This is a genomic window from uncultured Cetobacterium sp. (assembly GCF_947072685.1).
Taxonomy (GTDB): domain Bacteria; phylum Fusobacteriota; class Fusobacteriia; order Fusobacteriales; family Fusobacteriaceae; genus Cetobacterium_A.
The window spans coordinates 11,779-30,071 of record NZ_CAMTIK010000012.1; the positions used below are offsets into that span (position 1 = coordinate 11,779).

At 31.1% G+C, this 18,293-nt stretch carries 17 protein-coding genes and 1 pseudogene; 13 read left to right on the forward strand and 5 right to left on the reverse strand.

Annotation, left to right across the window (positions count from 1 at the left end; translation table 11 throughout):
• Positions 1 to 7 precede the first annotated feature (7 nt).
• The 6 genes and pseudogenes from Q0V67_RS05805 to Q0V67_RS05825 all read left to right on the forward strand — a co-directional run bounded on the left by Q0V67_RS05805 (position 8) and on the right by Q0V67_RS05825 (position 6,696).
• Complete coding sequence (locus Q0V67_RS05805) at positions 8 to 970, forward strand: aromatic acid exporter family protein (RefSeq protein WP_297597907.1); 963 nt, start codon at positions 8 to 10, stop codon at positions 968 to 970.
• Positions 971 to 986: 16 nt separating this feature from the next.
• A complete protein-coding gene (gene moaA, locus Q0V67_RS05810) occupies positions 987 to 1,964 on the forward strand; it encodes a GTP 3',8-cyclase MoaA (RefSeq protein WP_297597909.1) in 978 nt (325 codons plus the stop codon).
• A 52-nt stretch (positions 1,965 to 2,016) separates the two neighbouring features.
• Positions 2,017 to 2,373: pseudogene (locus Q0V67_RS10345) on the forward strand (MOSC domain-containing protein); the annotation flags it as partial.
• 30 nt (positions 2,374 to 2,403) lie between these two features.
• Positions 2,404 to 3,009, forward strand: coding sequence for a copper homeostasis protein CutC (locus Q0V67_RS10350; protein WP_366938441.1), 606 nt, complete (start codon positions 2,404 to 2,406; stop codon positions 3,007 to 3,009).
• Between the two features lie 142 nt (positions 3,010 to 3,151).
• Positions 3,152 to 4,849, forward strand: a complete 1,698-nt coding sequence (locus Q0V67_RS05820; protein ID WP_297597914.1) for a flavocytochrome c — start codon at positions 3,152 to 3,154, stop codon at positions 4,847 to 4,849.
• 233 nt (positions 4,850 to 5,082) lie between these two features.
• A complete protein-coding gene (locus Q0V67_RS05825; protein WP_297597916.1) occupies positions 5,083 to 6,696 on the forward strand; it encodes an AbgT family transporter in 1,614 nt (537 codons plus the stop codon).
• A 43-nt stretch (positions 6,697 to 6,739) separates the two neighbouring features.
• Here Q0V67_RS05825 and Q0V67_RS05830 read toward each other — a convergent pair whose 3' ends face one another.
• From Q0V67_RS05830 to Q0V67_RS05850, 5 genes are all read right to left on the reverse strand, one after another.
• Entirely contained in the window at positions 6,740 to 6,952 is a 213-nt protein-coding gene (locus Q0V67_RS05830; protein WP_297597918.1) for a hypothetical protein, read from the reverse strand.
• Between the two features lie 83 nt (positions 6,953 to 7,035).
• On the reverse strand, positions 7,036 to 7,962 hold the full coding sequence (locus Q0V67_RS05835) for a TDT family transporter (RefSeq protein WP_297597920.1): 927 nt from the start codon (positions 7,960 to 7,962) through the stop codon (positions 7,036 to 7,038).
• Positions 7,963 to 7,982: 20 nt separating this feature from the next.
• Entirely contained in the window at positions 7,983 to 9,227 is a 1,245-nt protein-coding gene (locus Q0V67_RS05840; protein ID WP_297597923.1) for an FAD-dependent oxidoreductase, read from the reverse strand.
• Positions 9,224 to 9,637, reverse strand: a complete 414-nt coding sequence (locus tag Q0V67_RS05845; protein ID WP_297597925.1) for a 4Fe-4S dicluster domain-containing protein — start codon at positions 9,635 to 9,637, stop codon at positions 9,224 to 9,226. Before Q0V67_RS05845 ends, Q0V67_RS05840 begins: the two co-directional genes overlap by 4 nt.
• Positions 9,638 to 9,651: 14 nt before the next feature.
• Positions 9,652 to 11,730, reverse strand: coding sequence for a molybdopterin oxidoreductase family protein (locus tag Q0V67_RS05850; RefSeq protein ID WP_297597927.1), 2,079 nt, complete (start codon positions 11,728 to 11,730; stop codon positions 9,652 to 9,654).
• Positions 11,731 to 11,915: 185 nt separating this feature from the next.
• On the opposite strand from Q0V67_RS05850, the gene Q0V67_RS05855 reads away from it, so the two are divergent.
• From Q0V67_RS05855 to Q0V67_RS05885, 7 genes are all read left to right on the forward strand, one after another.
• A complete protein-coding gene (locus tag Q0V67_RS05855; RefSeq protein ID WP_297597929.1) occupies positions 11,916 to 12,623 on the forward strand; it encodes a TrkA C-terminal domain-containing protein in 708 nt (235 codons plus the stop codon).
• A gap of 92 nt (positions 12,624 to 12,715) precedes the next feature.
• Positions 12,716 to 14,524 (forward strand): aldehyde ferredoxin oxidoreductase family protein, encoded by a 1,809-nt coding sequence (locus tag Q0V67_RS05860; protein WP_297597932.1) that lies wholly within the window; start codon positions 12,716 to 12,718, stop codon positions 14,522 to 14,524.
• 101 nt (positions 14,525 to 14,625) lie between these two features.
• Positions 14,626 to 14,808 (forward strand): hypothetical protein, encoded by a 183-nt coding sequence (locus Q0V67_RS05865; protein WP_297597935.1) that lies wholly within the window; start codon positions 14,626 to 14,628, stop codon positions 14,806 to 14,808.
• Positions 14,809 to 14,881: 73 nt separating this feature from the next.
• Positions 14,882 to 16,213, forward strand: coding sequence for an MATE family efflux transporter (locus Q0V67_RS05870; protein WP_297597937.1), 1,332 nt, complete (start codon positions 14,882 to 14,884; stop codon positions 16,211 to 16,213).
• Between the two features lie 62 nt (positions 16,214 to 16,275).
• Positions 16,276 to 16,515, forward strand: a complete 240-nt coding sequence (locus Q0V67_RS05875; RefSeq protein ID WP_297597939.1) for a hypothetical protein — start codon at positions 16,276 to 16,278, stop codon at positions 16,513 to 16,515.
• Between the two features lie 15 nt (positions 16,516 to 16,530).
• Positions 16,531 to 16,926 (forward strand): large-conductance mechanosensitive channel protein MscL, encoded by a 396-nt coding sequence (mscL, locus tag Q0V67_RS05880; protein ID WP_297597941.1) that lies wholly within the window; start codon positions 16,531 to 16,533, stop codon positions 16,924 to 16,926.
• Positions 16,927 to 17,031: 105 nt separating this feature from the next.
• Complete coding sequence (locus tag Q0V67_RS05885) at positions 17,032 to 18,285, forward strand: DEAD/DEAH box helicase (RefSeq protein ID WP_297597943.1); 1,254 nt, start codon at positions 17,032 to 17,034, stop codon at positions 18,283 to 18,285.
• Positions 18,286 to 18,293 lie beyond the last annotated feature (8 nt).

Genomic DNA, 18,293 nt, shown 5'->3' on the forward strand with positions numbered 1-18,293 from the left:
TGGTTACATGTTTAAATACTTCGATCATAAAGTTATAAAAACTGCTTTAGCTTCTTTTTTAGCTTATTTTTTTGCTGATTATTTCGGTATAAAGTATGGGCTTACTGCAAGTATTATTGCAATTATCTCTATACAAGCCACCAAATCCGATAGCATAAGGGTAACTATAGAACGTTTCTTAGCTGTATTTTTAGGAATGAGCCTTTTCATATTTTTGGCTTATGTTTTAGGCTTTCAATATATTACACTCGGTATCTTTATTCTTCTTTTTATGCCGTTGTGTATAAAATTAAATATTCTTCAAGGTTTTTTAATAACTACAGTTTTAGCAACACATATATTAAGCGAAAAATCAATTTCCTTGACATTTATGCTAAATGAATTTTATGTACTAATTTTAGGTTTGTTTATTGGGAATGTATTAAACCTATATATGCCTACAAACTTAAAGAAAATAGATTCTATCAAAATAAATACTGATAATATTTTAAAAACTATTTTAACTGATATTTCAGAAAGTTTGAAATGCAACTGTGTTTCTGTTAATGAGGATAAAAATTTCAAATCTTTAAAAAGTACTATAGAAAATGGCAGAAAATTTTCTCTTTTGGATTATGATAATTCACTTTTTGATAAATGTAATGAAAATCTAAATTTCTTTTCTATGAGAAGAAGACAATATAGAATTCTTACAAGAATGAGAGCGTGCTTTAAAAGACTCTATATAACACATGAATATAGTTTAATTATTTCTGATTTTATATTTAAAGTTGCTGAGAATATTGAGATTGAAAAGAAAACTACTCCTTTACTCACAGAGCACAAAGAGTTAAAATTCCTTTTTTCAAATTTTCCTTTACCAAAATCTAGAAGTGAATTCGAAAATAGAGCAACTTTATTTCAACTTTTACAAGAAATGGAAGAATTTTTAAATGCTAAAATTGAATTTAAAAAAGATTATGAAATCTAAGCAAAAAGGAGAAAACATGTTTGATAAAAACAACAGGCATATTAATTATTTAAGAATTTCTATTACAGATCATTGTAACTTACGGTGTCAATACTGTTTACCTGAAAACAATAACTCTTTTTCTAACAATACAGATCTTTTAACTGCTGATGATATAGAAAAGATTGTGAGGGCAACCTCTCTTATCGGAATTGAAAAAGTCAGAATAACTGGTGGCGAACCACTTATAAGAAAAGATTTTTTAGAAATTTTAAAAAAAATTAACAGCATCGAAAAAATCAAAAAAATTGCAATAACAACAAATGGATTCAATCTTTCAAACAATCTAAATGAATTTTCAACAAATGGATTAAATAGAATCAATATTAGTTTAGACAGTTTAAAACCAAGTAAATATAGTGAAATTACTCGAGGTGGAGATTTCTTTCAAGTTATGAAAACTATTGAACAGGCATCACTTGGACAATTTGAGCGTATTCGAATAAATGTTGTTATAATGAAAGGAATTAATGACAATGAAATTTTAGATTTTGTCAATTTGACAAAAGAGCTAGATATAGGAGTCCGATTTATAGAGCTCATGCCTATTGGGGAAGGAAAGCAATTTATCTCTATGAAAAACTCTGAGATTTTAGATATTATCAAGGCAAAATACACTCTTGAAAAAGATTCTGTTGATAAAACTGACGGTCCCGCTTCATACTATAAAATTTTAAACTTTAAAGGGGAAATTGGTTTTATAAGCCCTTTATCTAATAGATTTTGTGAACATTGCAACAGAATAAGAGTTACTTCTAGTGGATTTTTAAAACTTTGTTTACACTATAATCAAGGTGTCGACTTAATTCCTTATCTTAAAAGCAATATCTCTACGGAGGAACTTGCTAAAATTATAAAAAGTGCTATTTATAATAAACCAAAAGAACATCAGATGAATTGTAATTCTCAGGATAAAACAATTGAAACCAAGAGAATGAATGAAATAGGAGGATAACATGGGGAAAATTATCGCTATATGTCTAAGCGAAAAAAAAGGAACTGAAAAAATGGTGGTAGAAAAAGGTGTTTTAATAGAAAATTTTGGATTAGAAAATGATGCCCATGCAGGTAATTGGCATAGACAAATCAGTCTTCTAGAAGTAGAAAAAATCAATGACTTCAATATTAGAGGGGGAAATGTAGATTTTGGCGCTTTTGGAGAAAACTTAATTGTTCAAGGAATTGATTTGAAAAACTTAGCTGTTGGTTCTCAACTAAAGATAGGTAATGACTCTGTTATTGAAATAACTCAAAAAGGAAAACAGTGCCATCATCATTGTCAAATATATCATAGAGTTGGAGATTGTATAATGCCTAGAGAAGGAGTATTTGGAAAAGTTTTGGTGGGAGGAATAATCGCTCCAAAAGATAATATTGAAATTCTCCATTCAAATATAACTCTTGAAGCTTGTGTTGAATCTTTTTCAGAAGCTAAAATTGCTATGAAAAATGGAGCTAATAGAATTGAACTGTGTGAGAATTTATCTGTTGGTGGGACAACCCCCTCTTATGGAACTATTAAAAAATCTCGTGAACTTCCTGTGCCTTGTTTTGTTATGATTAGACCTAGAGGAGGAAATTTCTCTTACTCTGAAGATGAGATTGAAATTATGAACTCAGATATAATTATGTGTAAAGAGCTAGGTGTTTTAGGGATTGTTTTGGGGGTATTAAATAATGAGAATGAAATCGACTACCCTCTTTTAAAAAACCTTATTGAATTAGCTAAACCTATGAGTATAACTTTTCATAAAGCAATTGATGAGGTCTCAAATCCTTTAATGGATATACCTAAATTGATAGAACTTGGAGTTGATCGAATATTGACTTCTGGAAAACAAAATAAAGCTTTTGAGGGAAAAGATCTTTTGAACCAGATGATAAAAAAAGCTGATAATAAAATTAAAATTCTTGTTTGTGGTGGTGTTACTAAAGAAAATCTTATAGAAATTCAGAGTCTAATTCCAAACAATGAGTATCACGGTAAAAAAATAGTTTAAAAAAACAAACATTAAAGACGGAAATAATACTTTTCCGTCTTTTTCATTATATTTTTCTTGATTTTTTATTACTTTTAATTTAAACTATCACTATTGTATATTAGTATTATAATATAGATAAATTGAAGGAGGAAAAATTAAAATGAAAAAAATCACCAAAAAGTATTTAGGGCTTTTAGCTTGCTTATTCCTATCTACTTCCCCAGTTTATGCAAAAGATTATATCTCTTCTGCTAAAGGTTATAATGGAGATATTAAAGTTAAAGTTAAAATAAGCAATAATGAGATTAAAAATATTGAAATTTTAGAGGAAAAAGAAAGTAGTTTTACAAAAGATGGTATGGAATCAATAATATCAGATATTATTGAAACTCAAAATACTAAAGTTGATAACGTTGCAGGAGCTACGTCAACTAGTGTAGGTCTTAAAAGAGCTATCGATAGAGCTGTAAAAGATTCTGGCGCAAAATTGACTCCTAAACAAAAAAAAGTTATCGTATATAACGATCTAGAAACTGATGTTGTTATTATTGGTGGTGGTGGTGCTGGTTTGACTGCTTCAATCGCCGCTAAAGAAAATGGTTCAAATGTTATTCTTATAGAAAAAGCTGCTATTTTAGGTGGAAATACTAACTATGCTACAGGTGGTCTTAATGCCGCTGAAACTTCTATACAAGCTTCTAAAGGAGTTAAGGATTCTGTTGATATTTTTGTTGAAGACACTATGAAAGGTGGTAAAAATACAAATGATAAAAATTTAGTTATAACTATGGCTAAATCTTCTTCTGAAATCGTTGATTGGCTAATGGAAAAAGGTGCTGACTTAAGTAACCTTGGTAGAATGGGTGGACAAAGTGTAGATAGAACTCACAGACCCACAGGCGGAGCTCCTGTAGGGCCAAATGTTATTGCAGCTCTTTCTGAATCTGCTAAAAAAATCGGTGTTGATATCAAACTTTCAACTTTTGCTGAATCACTTATTTATGATGGTCAAGCAATTAAAGGGGTTGTTGTAAAAGCACCCAATGGACAAAAGTATACAATTAACTCTAAAGCTGTCATTATAGCTAGTGGTGGATTTGGAGCTAACTCTGAAATGGTTGTTGAAAATGTGCCATCTTTAAAAGGATTTGGTACTACCAATCATAAGGGAGCAACTGGCGACGGTATTTCTATGATTAAATCTATTAATGTAGATTTAGTTGATATGGAACAAATACAAACTCATCCTACTGTTATTCCTTCTAATAGTGTAATGATTACTGAAGCAGTTAGAGGAAACGGGGCTATTTTAGTCAATAGGGACGGAAAAAGATTTATCAATGAACTTGACACTAGAGATATTGTATCAGAAGCTGAACTTGCTCAAAAAGGTGGAAGTGCTTTCTTAATTTTTGATGAATCTGTTAAAGAAAGCCTAAAAGCAATCGACAGTTATGATAAGAAAGGTTATTTAGTAAAAGGAAGTTCTATTGAAGAGCTTGCTCAAAACTTAAATATCCCTGTTAATGAATTGAAGAAAACTTTCTCAAAATATAATGAATCTGTTAAAAATAATTTCGATTCTGACTTTAAAAGACAAAGTCTTCCAACAACTCTTGAAAAGGCACCTTTTTACAGTGTTGAGGTTGCTCCAGCAGTTCATCATACAATGGGTGGAATTAAAATTAATGAAAAAACCGAGGTTCTTTCAAATGGAAAACCTATAAAAGGACTTTTTGCTGCAGGTGAAGTTACCGGTGGAATACACGGATCTAATAGATTAGGTGGAAATGCAATGGTCGACATCGCTGTTTTTGGAAAAATCGCTGGAACTAATGCAAGTAACTTTTCTAAATAAGTGTATTTTTTATAAACTTTAAGTTTTTAATACGCATTTAATGATTATTAAATGCGTTTTTTTTATTATTAATTTTATTTTTTTTATTGCTTTATAAAAAAAATTGTGCTAAAATTTGTTGAGACTATATCACATCAATAGACTCAATATATTTCATAAATGGAATTTGTGAAAAAAAAATTTCATTTTTTTAGATCAAATTCTCAAACACACTTTATTATTAGGAGGAAAAAATGTCTACAAATTCTAATTCAACAACAAAAATGAGTTTGTTCGAGAGATTCCTAAACTTTGTTGAAGTTACTGGAAACAAATTACCGCACCCAGTTGCGATGTTTTTTGGTTTCTTCGTAGCAACAATCATTTTTTCGGTGATACTATCTTATATGGGTGTATCAGTTAACTACAAAGAAATCTCTAGAACTACAAATCAAGTGGTTGAAAAAACTACTTACGTACAAAATTTACTTACTAGAAGTGGAATCAGAGGAATTTTCGGTTCTACTGTAAAAAACTTCACAGGTCATGCTGCATTGGGGTCAATCGTTGTAGCTATGCTTGGAGTTGGTCTTGCTGAAGGTACTGGACTTTTAAATTCAATTATTAAAAAAATTGTTTTATCTACCCCTAGACACCTTGTTTCAGCAATTGTTGTCTTTGCTGGAGTTATGTCTAATATCGCTTCTGATGCCGGTTATGTTGTGCTTATTCCACTTGGAGCGGTTATTTTCCTTTCTTTTGGAAGACATCCTCTTGCTGGAATTGCTGCAGCTTTTGCTGGAGTTTCAGGTGGATTCTCTGCAAACCTTCTAATCGGAACTACTGATCCTTTACTAGGTGGAATTACAACTTCAGCTGCACAGATTGTGTTACCTGGATATTCTGTAACTCCTACTGCTAACTTCTTCTTTATGTTCGCTTCAACTTTCTTTATCACAATAGTTGGTGCATGGCTAACTGATAAAATAGTTGAACCTAGACTTGGAGAGTACAAAGGACCTAAAGTTGAAATTGATTTGAGCAATCAAATGAGTTCTGAAGAGAAAAAAGGTTTAAGAGCTTCTGGAATTGCTACAATAGCTTTTATTGGAGTTGTTCTACTGATGGTTGTTCCTGAAAATGCAATTTTCAGATTAACTCAAGCTGAGATTGCTACTTTTATCACACAAAATAATAGAGAACCTGGAACTATGGAGATATTAAAACCTTTCTTTAGTGATTCTATTGTTTACATTCTTATGCTAGCTTTCTTTATTCCTGGATTAGCTTACGGAGTAGTTGCTAAAACTGTTAAATCTCATAAGGATGTTATCAAAGCTATGACTAAAGCTATGTCTTCTTGTGGACAAGTTCTTGTTATAATATTTGTATCAGCTCAATTCGTTTATGTTTTCTCAAAATCTAATATTGGTATTGTTATCGCAGTTAAGCTTGCTGACGTATTAAAAGATTTAGGAATCACTGGAATTTGGGCGGCTGTTGGATTAATCTTCTTAACAGCATTTGTAAACTTATTTATCGGTGGAGCTTCTTCTAAATGGTTAATGCTTTCTCCTGTATTCATACCGATGTTTGTTGAGTTGGGATTAACTCCTGAATATACTCAATTAGCATATAGAATCGGAGATTCAACAACTAACATTATTTCTCCACTAATGTCTTACTTCCCAATCATAGTTGGATTTGCTTCTAAATATGAAGAAAAAGAAGGATCTATGGGAATTGGAACTATAATAGCTATGATGCTACCATATTCGATTGTATTCCTAATTGGTTGGTCTATAATGTTTATTGCTTGGACTTATTTAGGAATCCCTATCGGTCCTGGAGTTAGCATGTTTATGTAATAAATTAAAAGGATGAAGAGTCTTCATCCTTTTTTTTATAAATTTATTTTTGTGTTTTTATTACTCCATTCGTATATTCAATTCTTATTACTCTATCAGTAAACGGAACCTCTTGAGTCACAACTCCTGTAAACAATTTATTTTTATAATAAAGTTTTGTACCTCTCAATTCTAGATTTTCATCTCCAAATTTAACTTCTTTTTGCATACATCCAACTAAAGCTATAGTTGTAATAAATATCAATATTTTCTTCATAATATAAACACTCCTAATGACAAATATTTTAGTTCTTAATTTTATTATATCATAAATTATAATCAAAATGAATTGATATAATTTCACTTTATATTTTTCAAATGCTTTATAAAATTGACAAATACGTATGCTACTATTGATGTTGTTATATATATTTGAATTCCACCAATATTTCTAAGTATATTTGATGATTCAATCATTCCTAAACTTGCCAAATACGAACTCATTTTAAATGTTGCTACAGTTCCTATTGCCATCGGGAATGTTGTCCCTGCAAAACCAGGATGAAAACTAAAACTAAAAAATTTTGGAATACTCATAACAATTGAGATCAATGTTATGAAAACTATTGCATACAACATATAAACGGCATTTAAATTGGGATTTTTCATGACATTTAAATACCCTATTACACATAGACTTGAAGGAGCCAAAAGTATTGCTTTTGTGTGATATACCATATCTGGTAATGGCTTCACCAAAAGCCTTCTAACCATAAATGGAATTATTAAAAAGAATATTATTACTCCATAAAATAAAACGAGTTTAGATATTTCTGGTTCATTCATTTCGCCACCAACTACTATTGAAACCATTATTCCGTTATATGTTACAAACCAACTTGGAACAAACCCTTCAAGATTAAAGTTTCTTATAACATTCTTGAAAGTGAAGACTATTATCAATCCTGCATGAAAAAAAACTCCAAAAAGCCATAAACTTTTCCCTATCACAGGGGAAAAATTAAATACATATGCTCCTATTATCATTGACAGCATTGAATATGTCCCATAAAGACTTGCTGGGACAGTGTTTTTATATTCCTCTACAAACGTATTTCTAAAAACAATCAATTTTAAAGTTGCCATTATAAACACTATAATCCCAACTACCATAAAGATATCTCTGACATAATTAAATCCCAATAAAAAATACACGTTAGATAGAGTGGCGGCACCCACTGTTGTGGCTATTGCACCCACAGGAAATTTCTCTATTATTTTGGACATTTTACCTCCTTAATTTTATTCTAAAATTCAAATTCTAAATCTTTTTTTATCCTAAAAAAATCCGAGTAGTCAATACTAAATATTGGTTTTTTTACCTTCGAAATATCTATATCTGCTTTAATAAGCTGAGTTAAAATTCCTGAATATGATAGATCACCTTGAATAATCGCTCCATAAATATATCCATCCCTATACATTATTTTTTTATAATTTCCTTCTTCTTCTAAAATAGCTACTTTCAATTCGCTATCTTGAAAACACTCACTCATACTTCCAAGAGAAAGTGTGGGAATATTAAAAAAATTCATTGTTGATTTACATACAAAGAAGTCATCCATCACTCTATCAACCCCAGCCATATTGCTCGTTGCCACTATCGATTCTTTCACTGCTTTTGACCATATGGGCCCTCTTCCACTAACATCTCCAGCCCCATATATACCCTCTATATTTGTCTCTCCTTTCTCATTTAAAAGAAGACCAAATTTATCCACTTTTATATTAGAGCCTTTTAAAAAATCAACATTTGATTTAATTCCTGTTGCTACAATTATTAAATCCGTTGTTTTCTCTACATCCCCCTCTAAAAGTAAACTTTTTACAACACTAGAATCCTCTTTAGATAGGTTAGCTTTTAAAACTTTTGAACTTAAAATTAATTCAACACCATTATCTCGAAGCTTTTCTTCATATGCTATGGATGCTCTTTTATCTAGCTGCAAAGGTAATAACCTATCTGACATTTCAACTAAAGTTATCTTCAAATCTTTATTTTTGGTATGAATCAATCCCACAACTGCATCCATTCCTATAAGACCTGCACCTATAACAGTTATATTCTTGGAAACTTTGGATAATTCCTTAATTTTTTCACAGTCTGATAAAGTTTTTAATCCCACAACATTTTTCTTTTCTCTTAAATTTTCAATTGGTGGAATAAATGGAGTGGATCCCGATGCTATTAAAACTTTGTCAAACTTTACAATCTCTCCATCCGAGAGAGTAATCTCCTTTTTTTCATCTGATAAAGCTATTACTTTTTTATTCTTTAGCCATTTTATATTATTTTTTTCAAAAAAATCTTCATCTACAAAATTCAATTCCTCTACAGTTCTTATAGAGGAAATATAGTGATGCAAAATACATCTTGAATATATCTTTTCATCCTCAGATATCAATATTATTTCATTTTTTTTATCCAATCTCCTTAAATTTTCTGCTCCATTGATTCCTGCGGCGGAAGCACCGATAATTACATATCTCATCTGCTCTCTACCTCCTCTAAAGTTATAGCTGCCATTGGACATTTTATGACACATTGAGGTCCTTCAGATAAATCTGTACACATATCACACTTCATTATCTCCTGTTTAGTTTCCTTATCCTCTTTCAACACTCCATAGGGACAAGCCATTATACACATATAGCAACTTGCACATTTCTTTTTATTATACGTGACATATCCTGTTTCTAAATTTTTCCTCATCGCTCCGCTCATACAGGTATAAACACACTCGGGGAGGTCACAATTTCTACAGAATATTGGAGAAAATTTCATCTCGCTACTTATCACAACTCTATTTCTAGATTCCGATGAATTATGAGATACCATACATGCACTCACACAAGTTAAACAACCGATACATTTACTCCTATCTATTTTTATTCTTTTCAATCTTTTCACCTCTTTTATACTTTAATTATTTTTATTGGCGTATATTTGTATGACGGTTCTTTTGAATAAGTATCGTAAATAGATAAAGTTAAATTATTTGTCTCTATATAATGCAAAGGAGAAAACATAACCTCTTTAGATAAATCTTCAGTTAGCAAAACCTTAAATCTACTTACTCTCTCATTTATCGACTCTATAAGTATTTCGTCTCCTGTTTTTATCCCTTGTTCTTCACCTAATTCTTTCGATATATAGATATATGGCAGTTTAGGTACTGTGTCATTAACATAGTTAATCTCTCTAGTCCTAGTTTGAGTATGCCATTGGCCCACTGTTCCTCTCCCCGTATCTAAAATATATGGATATTTTTCAGTTGTTGGTGTGGGATTTTCCAGAATATCTTCAAATATAAATTTTACTTTTTTATTCGGTGTATAATACTCATTATTTTCAAACAATCTTCTTTCATTGTTCTCCAAGATTTCACCCTTTTTAAAAGGCCACTGAATGCCATAACCTTCATCTAAATTTTTGTAATTTATACCAGTCATATCACAAGGGGAGTCCTTTGTTGCTTTTACCATCTTATCAAATACTTTTTCAGGTGTTTCCCACCCTTCCAATAGATCTCCCATCCCTAAAGCTTTTCCAATCTCATATATAACTTCAAAATCAGTTTTTTCTCCATCAGCTTTTTGAAGTACTGGTTTGATTCTAGAAACTCTTCTTTCTGTATTTATAATAGTCCCATCTTTTTTAAGGCCTGACGCCACCGGAAGATAAAGATCCGCCAATAATGAACTATCAGTGTCATCATATAAATCTTGAACAACAAAGAGCTCTAATTTTTTAACTGCTTCTTGAAATTCAGTATTATTTATCCAGGAATGTCTTGGATTTGTGCATAATATCCATAGAGCTTTTATCTCTCCAGATATTATTTTTTCAATTATTACATTATATGGAAGTGTTGGACCTTTAGGAAAAATATTTGGATCAACACCTATAGCTTCCCCTATTTTTTTTCTTTTTAATTCATCAGCATAGTCTCCACCACCATAAAGACCTGTTGAATTACTAAATAGCCGTGACCCCATAGCATTACATTGCCCAGTTATAGAGTTCGCTCCTGTTCCAGGTTTCCCTATATTCCCTGTCATTACAGCTAAATTTATTATTGCTTGAGCTGTTCTAACTGCCTGATATCCTTGATTTATACCCATTGTCCACCAAAACGAAACTTTTTTCCCCTCATGAATCAGTTTACCTAGTTCCTCTATATCAGAAAAACAAATTCCTGTTTTTTCTTGAAGAGATTCATACTTATATTTTTTCACATGTTCTTTGAACTCTGCATAATTTTCAGTATGCTTTTGTATGTATTCTTCATCCACCCATCCCTTTTCAATTAAATACTTAGCTAATATATACAAAACTTGAAGGTCTGATTTTGGTTTAATCTCATAAAAATAATTTGAATTTTTAGCTGTTTCTGATCTCCTTATATCTATTGTTACAATTTTTTTATTTTTATCTTTATTTCTTTTAACTCTATCCCAAAGAATTGGATGAGCTACAATTGGATTTGCACCTATAAAAACAATAACATCCGAGAGCTCTAAATCATTTAAAGTATACGGCGGCGAATCAAAACCAAAACTTTGCTTATGGGCTACAACCGATGTGGCCATACACAGTCTTGTATTTCCATCCAATTGACCTCCTATATAGTTTCTAAATACATGTCCCACCAATGACATATCCTCTAAAGTAAGCTGACCCGTACTGATACATGCCACATTTTCACACCCATACTTTTCTACAATACTTTTCATTTTTTTTGAAAAGATAGAGTAAGCCTCCTCCCAAGCAATCTGTTTTCTAGTTCCATCCTCTTGTTTTAAAAGAGGGTACTTGGGGAAATTTCTAATAGTCTGTTGTTTATCTAAATTTAACCCCTTTATACAACTAAACCCCTTATTAACTGGATATTTTTCAGTTGGAATCACTTTTTTTATTTTTCCATCCTCCACATAAAAATCCATATTACAAGCTATAGAGCAATAATTACATGTAGATTGTATTATTTTCATGACTAATCACCTCTTGATTTTTATTTTTTCTCATCTTAATTCTTCTATCTTTAAAGTTTTTTTCCTTTTTAATAATAATTTAGTAAAAAGGATTTATTCTTTATAATCGTAAATAACAAATACTTCTCCGACCTCTATCTAGAAAATAAAGCAATAGATTTTAAAAATATTTTGAAGGTGATATTATGGATACGAACTTTGCTATTCTAGCTTTTTTTAGTTTTATGCTAGTCTATCTTTTAATCTGTGAAATATTTACAATTTTATTTAGACTGACTGGATTAACTGAAGAAACTGCCCGTTTTCAAGTTATTTCTATGCTTACTACCTGTGGATTCACAACTAGCGAAAGCGAACTTATAACCTCTTCTAGAAAAAGAAAAAAACTTGCATTTATAACTATTCTTTTTGGATATATTTTTTCAGTTACTATTGTTTCTATGGTTATAAATTTTTTCATGAGACTAAATGATATCAATAGCTTTCATCTCATTTCCAAAGGTGTTTTGGCTATTATAAGTATCATTTTTATATGGTACTCATTTTTGAAAATAGGTTTTATTAAAAATAATTTTGATCGTTTTATTAGCAAGATTGGAATAAGAGCTATGTTTAAAAACCAACATAACCCTATTATGATATTGGGTATTTTTAAATCCGAAGTTATTGCTGAAGTTATAATTACAAACCTTCCAGAAGAACTTTTAGAAATTAAACTTAAAGATTCCAATGTTCGTCATAGGTATAATTTACAATTTTTAACAGTGGTAAGAAATGAAGATAACTCTATCCCTATTACCGGTGAAACAATTTTAGAAACTCAGGATCGTGTTATTATTTTTGGGAATTTAAAAGATATAAAAAGGCTTTTCATTATTGATAAAATTTTGTAAAGCTTATTCCTTAAATCACCCTTGATTATTTTGAGTTTGAGGGGTATACTCAAAATAATATGAGCTCTTCAATTTAAATTTAGGAGGTAGAAATGGAAATAACTTCATATAATGGTAAGGTGTTAAGAGTCAACCTAAGCAGTAACGAAATAAAGAGTGAATCTCTGAACTTGGAATTAGCTAAAAAATTTATTGGTGCTCGTGGATTAGGAAGCAAAATTCTTATGGATGAGATTGACCCTACAATTGATCCTCTTTCTTCTGAAAATAAGCTTATTATTATGACTGGCGCTCTTACTGGAGCAGCTGTTCCAACTGGTGGAAGGTATGTTGTTGTCACAAAATCCCCTCTTACAGGAATGATTGCATGCTCAAATTCAGGAGGTGAATGGGGAGCAAAATTAAAATACGCTGGATTTGATGGGATTATCTTTGAAGGAAAAGCCAATTCTCCCGTATATCTTTCAATATGTGATGATAAAATTGAACTAAAATCTGCAACCTCTTTATGGGGAAAAACCAGTAGTGAAACTGAAGATATTTTGAAAAATGAATATGAAAAATCCTCTGTTCTAAATATTGGTCCAGGTGGAGAAACTTTATCTCTCATGGCTGCGATTATAAACGATGGTGATCGAGCTGCTGGTCGTTCTGGAGTTGGAGCTGTTATGGGGTCTAAAAATCTAAAGGCTATTGTTGTACAGGCTTCAAGAGGCTCTATTCCTGTTACGGATGCTGAAGCTATGAAAAAAGAGATGCTTATCGCTATGAAAAAAATTAAAGAGGATGGCGTTACTGGAACTGGTCTTCCAACTTATGGTACTGCAGTACTTGTTAATATAATAAATGAAACCGGAAGTTTTCCAACAGATAACTGGCAAGGCTCTTATGACGAAAATGCTAAGAGTATAAGTGGTGAAACTATGGCAGAAAAATATCTAAAAGGAACTTACCATTGCCACAGATGTCCTATCGGCTGTGGTCGGGTTGTGGAAAGAGATGGTAAAAATATTGGTGGCCCTGAATACGAAACTCTTTGGGCTTACGGTGCAAGTTGTGGTGTTCATGATCTTCCCACAATTAATGAAGCAAATTTTTGGTGTAATGAACTTGGTGTAGATTCAATATCTGTCCCTTGCACTATCGCCTCAGCAATGGAACTATATCAAAAAGGATACATTTCACAAGAGGATTGTGAAGGGATTCCTTTAACTTTCGGAAGTAAAGAAGCTGTTATTGAATGGACCAAAAGAATTGGTTTATCTCAAGGTAAACTTGGAGCATTGATGGCACAAGGTTCACAAAGATTATGTGATGCTTATGGACTCCCAGAATTATCAATGTCTGTTAAAAAACAAGAATTACCTGCCTATGATGCCCGTGGTATACAAGGAATTGGTTTAAACTATGCCACAAGCAATCGTGGTGGATGCCATGTAAGAGGTTATATGATATCTCCTGAAATTCTTGCCCACCCTCAACTTTTAGATCGAACCAAAATAGATGACAAGGCCACTTGGACAAAAATTTTCCAAGATTTAACTGCTGTAATTGACTCTATGGGAATGTGTCTATTCACATCTTTTGCTCTCGGGGCAGATAACTATGCTAATTTTCTAAATGCGGGAACAGGTACAACCCACACTGTTGATTCTCTATTAGAAGTGGGAGAACGTATCTACAATTTAGAAAGACTTTTTAATCAAAAGGCTGGTATGAAATCGGAAGATGATACCTTACCTAAGCGTTTAACTGATGTTCCTATCGTAGATGGACCATCTAAAGGTCAAAAAAATCAACTCAATAAAATGTTGCCCGAATACTATGCTGCTCGTGGCTGGGTCAATGCTTTTCCTACACAAGAAACCATTGTTCGATTGGGTCTTGAAGAAAATATTTAAAATTATTTTTTTGTTAAAATTTAATTTTATTTAAAAAATAGGATTATTAAAACCGCCATCGAATAATTATAAATATAAAATAAAAAATGGAGATGATTTATATGATGTATGGATATGGTGGCGGTTTAGGTTTTTTTATATGGGTTTTATTTATTTTACTATTTTGGTATGTTGGAATCCTTATTTTAAGATGGGTTTTAGGTACAAATCAAATGATTGATGAATTGAAAAAACAAAATGAAACTCTGATTGAAATCCTAAAAGAGATTCAAAAAAATCGTTAAACTATTTTTAATTTATTGTTTTTTTTTAAATATTATGTTACCTTAAAAGTCTGTAAACAAAACTTTTAAGGAGATGAACAAATTGAAATTTGACTTGGAAAAAGATTCTATAAACAAACTATTTTTTAACTTTTCTTTCCCTGCCGTAGTTGGCATGCTCATATCAGCTTTTTATGTTATAGTTGATGGGATTTTCATTGGAAGAGGCATCGGTGGTGAAGGGTTAGCGGCCATCAATATAGCTTATCCAGTGATAACATTAGCTATATCCCTAAGCTTGATGTTTGGAATTGGTGGTGCAACTGTAATATCTATAAAACAAGCTGAAGGAGATATCCTTGAAGTTAATAGATATTTTACTCATATGGTTATATTAAATATTTTTTCATATCTTGTCATTACCACATTTGTTCTTCTCTTCCAAGATAAAATTATATTTTTTTTAGGAAGTAGTCCAAATTTATTTCAACTAGTAAAACAGTACATGATCCCTGGAATTATATTCAGTATATTTTTTATGCTTTCATTATCTTTAAATGCTGTGGTTAGAAATGATAATAGTCCTAATTATGCTATGTTTTCTATGGGTATTGGAGCGGTTACTAATGTGCTTTTAGATGCCCTTTTTATAATTAAATTTAATTGGGGTATGACTGGTGCTGCTTATGCCACTGGAATTGCTCAAATGGCTTCAGCACTATTTTTATTCGCCTATTTTTTTAAGAAAAACTCTAAAATAAAGTTGATTAAAACCAATTTTGATTTTAAAATTTTAAAAAGAATCCTTCTTAATGGTTTCCCTTCATTTATTCTAGAATTTGCAGTCGCAATCATCACTGTACTTTTTAATTCTACATTAATGACTCTTACAGGGGAAATTGGAGTTGCTGCATTCAGTATTATTGCCTATATTTTCTATGTTTTCAGAATGATTTTTAATGGGTTAGCACAAGGAATTCAACCTATTGTCAGTTATAATTTTGGTGCAAAAAAATGGGCTCGTATAAAGGCTACTCTTATTTTAGGACATAAAATATCCTTACTCGTTTCAGTTTTTATATTAATTCTTGTATATTTTGAAGGTTCTATTATTGTTGAACTTTTTAATGGAAATCTTGAATTAGTTAAACTAGCAACAAGAGGACTAGTTATATATTCATCAGCTATGATTTTTTTAGGAGCTAATTTTATAAATATATCCTTCTTACAATCAATGGAAGAAGCAACCATTGCTAATTTCCTCTCTATCGGAAGAAGCCTTGTTTTTATTTCTATAGGCATTTTTACTTTTCCATCTCTCATAGGTATTGATGGTGTTTGGTTCTCACTTCCTTTTGCTGATTTTATGACCTTTTTAACAGGAGTGGTCTTAGGAATTAAAAATAAAAATAAAATCATAAAATAATATAAAAGAAATCTTTCTAATTTTCGTATATATTTAGCAAAAGAGATTGAGGAGGGAGGCTTATGTTCCATTTTATACATGATTATGAATTTTTAGGAATGGCAAAAAAGAATTTCACAGATGAATTTGGCAATGAAATGAGTCAGCTTTATTACATTTATAAATGTGTCAAATGTCACAAAATTAAAATTAAAGATTTTATGGTTTCTAGAGCTGATGAAACCGAAGGGATACCCACTATACTCGGATTATACAGAAACGCCTTAGATATAGATACTATGAAAGCTATTGAAATTTCTTAGAAAGGATGATTTACTATGTTTTTTAAAGAGTTTAAAGAGTTTGCTGTCAAAGGTAATGCTATCGATCTTGCTGTCGGTGTTATTATTGGGGGAGCATTTGGAAAGATCGTAAGTTCTATTGTCAACGATATCATTATGCCATTTATTGGAATATTTATCGGTGGTATAAATTTTTCTAGTTTAAAATTTGTTATAAAACCTGCTGCTCCTGGAGTCACAGAACTGTCTATTAACTATGGAAATTTTATACAATCTGTTGTTGATTTTACAATTATTGCTCTTTGTATATTTCTATTTGTAAAAATGATTAACAAGATGAGAAAAAAAGATGATATCCCTACTACTCCGCCTGTTCCTACTAAAGAGGAAATTTTACTTACTGAAATAAGAGATATTTTATCTAAAAAATAAATAAAAAAGGACTTAATTCAAGTCCTTTTTTATTTATTTATATTATTTTTGTTAAAACAATGTTATAATAATGGATAAACATAAAATATTTTAAATGGAGAAAAGATGAACTTTAAAGAATTTAATTTTAAAAATGAAATAATTGCACAAATAGATGCTGTTGGTTACAAAGAGGCTACTCCTATACAGGCAGCTGCTATTCCGGCCATCTTAAATGGTATTGATATACTTGGTCTTGCTAAAACTGGTACAGGAAAAACTGCAGCTTTTGTTTTACCAATTTTAGAAAAGATAGCTTCAACAAAGGGTAAAGGAAAGGGAGTTAGAGCGCTTATTATTGCTCCAACTAGAGAACTTGCTGAGCAAATCAATAACACAATTTTACAATTGGGTAAACAGATTGGAATTAAAAGTTTGGCTGTCTATGGTGGTACATCTGTTAAAAAACAAGTTGATGCTCTAAAAACTGGAGTTGACATCATCGTTGGGTGTCCTGGAAGAATTTTAGATCATATTAACCAAGGAAACTTAGGTCTTACTAGACTTGAATTCCTTGTTTTAGATGAAGCTGACCACATGTTAGATATGGGATTTCTAAAGGACATTGAGAAAATTGTTAAGCATACTCCTAAAAAGAAACAAACTCTTTTCTTTTCTGCAACAATGCCTAAAGAGATAAAAGCTCTAGCTTTTAGAGTTTTACAAAAAGATCACCAAACTATTGAAATTGAGTACAAAGATCCAGTTAAATTAATTGAACATGAATTGTACCATATTGAAAATGACGATAAGAAAGCTAAACTTGTAGAACTTTTAGAAAATAGTGATATTGAATCTGTTATTGTATTTACAAATGGAAAACACAAAGCCAAATATCTTAGCAGAATTTTAGAAGCTAAAGGATTAAAATCTGTAAACTTCCAAGGAAACCTATCTCAAAATCAAAGAGATGCGGCTTTATCTGGATTTAGAAACGGTACTTATAATATCCTTGTGGCTACTGATATCGCTGCAAGAGGACTTGACATACCTCAAGTTACTCATGTTATAAACTATGATCTACCTAAAACTGCAGAAGCTTTTACTCATAGAAGTGGTAGAACTGGTAGAGCAAATAAAAGTGGAATTGTTATATCATTCTCATCATCAGATGATAAAAAAATGTTAGCTGAAATTATTAAAACTAATAATACAGAATTTCTAAAAGTTCACGGTGAAGAGAGTACTCTTCCTAGCAAAACAAAAGAAGTTTTTAAACAAAAGAACAAAAAAGAATTTAATGGAAATAGTAAATATAAAACTCAATCTAACAAAACTCAAAACAACAAAACTCAATCTAGAGAAAAGAAATACAAATAAAAAATTGG

What these genes read in the sequence shown, in the direction of transcription:
- mscL (WP_297597941.1), top strand. Translation starts at nt 16,531, where the DNA reads ATGTTTTTTAAAGAGTTTAAAGAGTTTGCTGTCAAAGGTAATGCTATC.
- Q0V67_RS05825 (WP_297597916.1), top strand. Translation starts at nt 5,083, where the DNA reads ATGTCTACAAATTCTAATTCAACAACAAAAATGAGTTTGTTCGAGAGA.
- Q0V67_RS05840 (WP_297597923.1), bottom strand. Translation starts at nt 9,227, where the DNA reads ATGAGATATGTAATTATCGGTGCTTCCGCCGCAGGAATCAATGGAGCA.
- Q0V67_RS05855 (WP_297597929.1), top strand. Translation starts at nt 11,916, where the DNA reads ATGGATACGAACTTTGCTATTCTAGCTTTTTTTAGTTTTATGCTAGTC.
- Q0V67_RS05850 (WP_297597927.1), bottom strand. Translation starts at nt 11,730, where the DNA reads ATGAAAATAATACAATCTACATGTAATTATTGCTCTATAGCTTGTAAT.
- Q0V67_RS05830 (WP_297597918.1), bottom strand. Translation starts at nt 6,952, where the DNA reads ATGAAGAAAATATTGATATTTATTACAACTATAGCTTTAGTTGGATGT.
- Q0V67_RS05865 (WP_297597935.1), top strand. Translation starts at nt 14,626, where the DNA reads ATGATGTATGGATATGGTGGCGGTTTAGGTTTTTTTATATGGGTTTTA.
- moaA (WP_297597909.1), top strand. Translation starts at nt 987, where the DNA reads ATGTTTGATAAAAACAACAGGCATATTAATTATTTAAGAATTTCTATT.
- Q0V67_RS05805 (WP_297597907.1), top strand. Translation starts at nt 8, where the DNA reads ATGTTTAAATACTTCGATCATAAAGTTATAAAAACTGCTTTAGCTTCT.
- Q0V67_RS05860 (WP_297597932.1), top strand. Translation starts at nt 12,716, where the DNA reads ATGGAAATAACTTCATATAATGGTAAGGTGTTAAGAGTCAACCTAAGC.
- Q0V67_RS05875 (WP_297597939.1), top strand. Translation starts at nt 16,276, where the DNA reads ATGTTCCATTTTATACATGATTATGAATTTTTAGGAATGGCAAAAAAG.
- Q0V67_RS05870 (WP_297597937.1), top strand. Translation starts at nt 14,882, where the DNA reads ATGAACAAATTGAAATTTGACTTGGAAAAAGATTCTATAAACAAACTA.
- Q0V67_RS05820 (WP_297597914.1), top strand. Translation starts at nt 3,152, where the DNA reads ATGAAAAAAATCACCAAAAAGTATTTAGGGCTTTTAGCTTGCTTATTC.
- Q0V67_RS05885 (WP_297597943.1), top strand. Translation starts at nt 17,032, where the DNA reads ATGAACTTTAAAGAATTTAATTTTAAAAATGAAATAATTGCACAAATA.
- Q0V67_RS05835 (WP_297597920.1), bottom strand. Translation starts at nt 7,962, where the DNA reads ATGTCCAAAATAATAGAGAAATTTCCTGTGGGTGCAATAGCCACAACA.